Genomic DNA, 4,055 nt, shown 5'->3' on the forward strand with positions numbered 1-4,055 from the left:
GATCCCCCGGCACACCCACCCGATGATCCGGGACTCCCGCGACGAGCCGCTGCGGCAGGTGGGTTGGGCGCAGGCACTGGACCACGCAGCGCGGGGTCTGGAACGCAACCGCGGCGCCTACGGCATGCTCTCCTCCACCCGGCTGACCAACGAAACGCACTACCTGGCGCAGAAGTTCGCCCGGGTCGCCATGGGCACCCACGACATCGACTCGCCGGAGCGGGCCCGGCACTCCCCGAGCGTCGCGGGGCTCGCCGCGGCCTTCGGGTCGGGCAGCGGGACCTCGTCGTACGAGGAGATCGAGCACACCGACGTCATCGTGGTGTGGGGCTCCGACGCCCGGTCGACGCACCCGGCGTTCTTCCGTCACGTCCTGAAGGGCATCCGGCGCGGCGCCCGCCTGTACGTCGTCGACCCGCGCCGCACCGCAACCGCCGCGTGGGCGGACAGCTGGCTCGGCCTCGACATCGGCACCGACATCCCCCTGGCCCACGCGATCGGCCGCGAGATCCTCCGAACGGGCCTGGCCAACAGCCGGTTCGTCGAGCGGGCCACCTCCGGCTTCGAGGACTACAGGGCGCTGGTCGAGCCCTGGTCGCTCCCCCTCGCCGAGCGGGTGACGGGCGTACCGGCCCGTGCCGTCCGGGAGTTGGCCCACGCCCTCGCCCGCGCCGAGCGCGCGCAGCTCTGCTGGGGGCCGGGTGTCACCGAGCACCGCAACGGCACCGCGGTCGTCCGCGCGCTCGTCAACCTGTCTCTGCTGACCGGTCAAGTGGGCAGGTACGGCTGCGGGTTGACGCCCCTGTCCGGCCGGGACAACGTGCAGGGCGCGGTCGACATGGGCGTGCTCCCCCACCGGCTGCCCGGGTTCCGGGACGTCCTCGACTCCCGGGCCCGCCGGACGTTCGAGTCGGCCTGGGGTGTCGCCGTCGAGCCGCACTACGGACTGGACGCGGCGGGGATGTGCGCGGCGACGGAGGAGGGCACGCTCACGGCGCTCCACTGTGTCGGAGCGGACCCGGCCCGGTCACGGGCGGAGGACCTGGAGGCGCGGGCACACGGCGGGCGGCCCGTACGGCGTCCGGACTCCCTCGACTTCCTCGTCGTCCAGGACGCGTTCCTCACCGGGACCGCCGAGTCGGCCGACGTCGTCCTGCCCGCGACCGCCGCCTGGGCGGAGACCGACGGCACGGCCACCGACGGGGAGCGGCGGGTACGGCGGGTACGGCGGGCCCTGAAGCCGCCGGGTGAGGCGCGCGAGCACGTCGGCATCCTCCGCGACCTGGCGGTGGGACTCGGTCACGAGTGGCGGTACGACGACGTGGAGGCCGTGTGGAACGAGGTGAGGTCGCTGTCCCCGGACCACGCCGGGATGACGTACGCGCGCCTGAACGAGCAGGCCGGCCTCCAGTGGCCCTGCCCGGACACCGGCCGCCCCCACCCGGGCTTCCTGCACGGCCGGTTGTGGGAGAAGGACCCGGCCGATCGCGGCGGACGGGCGGCGTTCGGGATCGTGCAGCACGATCCCCCGGCCGACCCCGTCGACGACCTGTACCCGATCCGGCTGGGCGGCGGGCGGCACCCGGCCTGGCACGGGGGCCGCGGACCACGGGACGTCGAGCTGTCCCCGGAGGACGCCGAACGCCTCGACATCGTGCCGGGTGCGGAGGTGCAGGTCTCCTCACGGCGTGTCTCGGTCGTCGCGACCGTGCGGATCGACCCCGCCCTCAGGCCCGGGCTCGCCTTCATGCACCCGCGTCTCCCCGACGAGGTGGACGCCGGGCGGCCGGCGGTCCGGATCGAGAAGCTGCCGATCACGACGATCGTCTTCGGCTGACCCGAGAGGCCCGACCGGTCCCCGACCACCCTGGTCCGGCCACCGGTCCCGACCAACCGGTCCGATCAACCGGTCCGTCAGGAAGGAGGTGGGACGACCAGGTGGATCTGCACTTCGGCGACGGCGAGCCGACGGACGACGAACGGGACGCCGTGGACGCCCTGTTGGGCCCCCCGGAGTCGTACGGGGAGGGCGCGGAGCGTTCCGCGGCCGATCTGCGGCGGGCCTCGCGCCCGGCGGGCCGTCGGCATCTGCTGCTGCCCGGCCTGCACGCGATCAACGACCGTGTCGGCTGGATCAGCGAGGGCGCCCTCACCTACCTGTGCCGCCGGCTGGCCGTCCCGCCGGCGGAGGCGTACGGCGTCGCCACCTCGTACCCCCTGTTCTCGGTCCGGTCCCGTCCCGCCACCGTGCTCCGCGTCTGCACGGACCTCGCCTGCGCCACCGCCGGCGCCGCCGCCCTGTGCGCCGGTGTCGGGCAACGGCTCGGCGGCGGCGTCCACGTGGAGCGCAGCGCGTGCCTCGGCCTGTGCGAACGCGCCCCGGTCGCGCTCGTGACCTGGGCGGGCGATCCGGTGCGTACGGCGGTCTCCGCACCGGCGACCGTCGAAGGGACCGTCCGCGCCGCGAACGCTCCGGGCTCGGCGCCCGAGGAACCGCCGGCGGCGACGGCCGTACCACAGACGGGGCGGGGCGGACTGGTACTGCTGAGCCGGGTCGGCGTCGTGGATCCGTCGTCCCTGGACGACTACCGCGCCCACGGCGGCTGGACCGCCCTGCGCCGGGCCTTCGCGCTCGGTCCCGCTACCCTGGTGCACGACGTCGAAACGCTGGTCGGCGTGCTCCCCGTCCTGTCCGCGGCCGCACCGGCCCATCCGGCGACCGGCACAGGCACCGGCACCGGCACCGGCACCGGCACCGGCACGGGGGAATCCGGCAGGCCCAAGCTGTTCTGCGTGTCGGGATCCGTGGACCGGCCCGGGGTCTACGAACCGCCGTCCGGCACGACACTGGGCGCGCTGCTGGCGGAGGCCGGAGCCCGGGAGAACCTGCGCGCGGTGCTGCTCGGCGGGGTCACCGGCGTATTCGTACGGCCCGACGAACCGGACGTGCCCCTGCCCTCGGGGGGCGGGACCGGCTCGGGTGTGGTCCTGGCCTTCGACGACACGGTGCCCCTTCCGCGTCTCCTCCTCCGCGTCGCCGAGTTCTTCCGGGACGAGTCGTGCGGGGGGTGCGTGCCGTGCCGGGTCGGGACCGTGCGCCAGGAGGAGGCGCTGCGCCGGATCGTCGAGCGCGCGGGCACGGCCGCGGCGGACGACATCGCCCTGCTCCGGGAGGTCGGCCGCGCGATGCGGGACTCCTCGGCGTGCGGTCTCGGGCAGGGCGCGTGGAACGCCGTGGAGTCGGCCGTCGACCGTCTGGGGGCGTACGGATGACCGCCGTACCATTGGGCATCCCGCGCCGCATGGTGGAGTTCGCCCTCGACGGTGAACCCGTGCGGGCACCGGAGGGTTCGACGGTCCTCGACGCCTGCCGGGCGGCCGGGAAGGACGTCCCGGCGCTGTGCGCGGGCGGCGCGCTCGCCCCGCGCGGTACCTGCCGGCTCTGTGTCGTCGAGGTGGAGGGGGCCGCGGCCCTGGTCCCGGCCTGCTCCCGCCGGGCCGAGTCCGGCCTGGAGGTCAGGACCGACAGCGAGCGGGTCCGGCACAGCCGCAGGATCGTGCTGGAACTGCTCGCCTCCTCGGCCGACCTGTCGACGACCCCGGGAGCGGCCGAGTGGATCGAGGAGTACGGCGCGTCACCGGACCGCTTCGGCCCGGACGCGGCCGGCCGCGGCCTCGGTGCCCGGATCGCCGTGGAGCACGACGGGCCGCTGACCGCTTCGGCCTGTGTGTACTGCGGGGACTGCGTCGACGTGTGTCCGACGGGGGCGCTGTCGTCCAGGTCGGAGTTCGACATGCGGGCGGCGGGTACCTGGGACGAGGGGTCGCAGACCCGTACCGGCACCGTGTGCACGCACTGCGGAGCGGGCTGCGGGGTCACGCTCCATGTGCAGGACAATGAGATCGTGAAGGTCACCGCCCTGCCCGACGGGTCGGGGGCGCACGGCAGCCTCTGCAGCAAGGGCCGTTTCGGCTACCAGCTCGTACAGAACCGGGACTGAGAGACATATGGGACGAGTCACGGAACGACGCAAGGTGATCCGCATCCGCGACGG

Annotated in this window: 3 protein-coding genes; all 3 read left to right on the top strand. The window is 74.6% G+C overall.

The window, feature by feature from the left end; genetic code table 11:
* Position 1 precedes the first annotated feature (1 nt).
* The 3 genes from AOJ26_RS39835 (at position 2) to AOJ26_RS39845 (ending at position 4,001) form a co-directional block, all read left to right on the top strand.
* Complete coding sequence (locus tag AOJ26_RS39835; RefSeq protein WP_063790392.1) at positions 2 to 1,837, top strand: molybdopterin oxidoreductase family protein; 1,836 nt, start codon at positions 2 to 4, stop codon at positions 1,835 to 1,837.
* Positions 1,838 to 1,938: 101 nt separating this feature from the next.
* Positions 1,939 to 3,273 (top strand): NADH-ubiquinone oxidoreductase-F iron-sulfur binding region domain-containing protein, encoded by a 1,335-nt coding sequence (locus AOJ26_RS39840; protein ID WP_053853220.1) that lies wholly within the window; start codon positions 1,939 to 1,941, stop codon positions 3,271 to 3,273.
* A complete protein-coding gene (locus tag AOJ26_RS39845; RefSeq protein ID WP_053853221.1) occupies positions 3,270 to 4,001 on the top strand; it encodes a 2Fe-2S iron-sulfur cluster-binding protein in 732 nt (243 codons plus the stop codon). The genes AOJ26_RS39840 and AOJ26_RS39845 overlap by 4 nt, the downstream gene beginning before the upstream one ends.
* Positions 4,002 to 4,055 lie beyond the last annotated feature (54 nt).

It is taken from the genome of Streptomyces sp. NRRL B-24085 (genome assembly GCF_001282115.1).
Classification (GTDB): Bacteria; Actinomycetota; Actinomycetes; order Streptomycetales; family Streptomycetaceae; genus Streptomyces.

Bases quoted from the DNA above. Each gene is read 5' to 3' on its own strand.
- AOJ26_RS39845 (WP_053853221.1), top strand. From the start codon at position 3,270: ATGACCGCCGTACCATTGGGCATCCCGCGCCGCATGGTGGAGTTCGCC.